The organism is Streptomyces calidiresistens, assembly GCF_014141525.1.
In the GTDB taxonomy this organism is placed as follows: Bacteria; Actinomycetota; Actinomycetes; order Streptomycetales; family Streptomycetaceae; genus Streptomyces; species Streptomyces calidiresistens.
On record NZ_VKHS01001416.1, the window covers coordinates 1 to 721 of the forward strand.

Here is a 721-nt window from a genome sequence, read left to right on the forward strand (position 1 = left end):
GGCCCCGGGACCGCGCGGCCGGATCCCCGGACTGCCCCTCCCGGACCGCTGCGCGGTGATGGGCGTGGTCAACGTGACCCCCGACTCCTTCTCCGACGGCGGTCGCTGGTTCGACCAGGAAGCCGCGATCAAGCGCGGCCTCGACCTCGTGGCCCGGGGCGCCGACCTGGTGGATGTCGGCGGCGAGTCCACCCGCCCCGGCGCCCGACGCGTGGACGAGACCGAGGAACTGCGCCGGGTCGTGCCCGTGGTGCGGGAACTGGCGGCCGAGGGCCTGATCGTCAGCGTCGACACCATGCGCGCCTCCGTGGCCCGGCGCGCCGTGGAGGCCGGGGCCCGCCTGGTCAACGATGTCAGCGGCGGCCGGGCCGACGACGCGATGGTGCCGTTCGTGGCGGAGGCCCGGACCCCGTTCGTGGTCATGCACTGGCGCGGCCAGAGCATCGACATGAACGAGCGCGCCGAGTACACCGACCCCGTCGCCGAGGTGATCACCGAACTGCGCGAGAGCCTCGACCGTGCCGTCGCCGGCGGCATCGACCCCGAACGCGTGGTGATCGATCCCGGCCTCGGCTTCGCCAAGCGTGCCGAGCACGACCTGGCGCTCATCGCGGCCATCGAGCGCCTGCGCGCCGAACTGCCGCACCCCCTGCTGGTCGCGGCCTCCCGCAAGCGGTTCCTCGGACGGGTGCTGGCCGGTCCCGACGGCGCCCCCCCGCCC

General features: G+C 74.9%; 1 protein-coding gene. It reads left to right on the plus strand.

All coding sequences use genetic code 11. From position 1 onward, the window contains the following. Positions 1–22 precede the first annotated feature (22 nt). Positions 23–721, plus strand: a 699-nt coding sequence (gene folP / locus FOE67_RS27595) for a dihydropteroate synthase (protein WP_182667532.1), incomplete at its 3' end; no start/stop codon positions are given.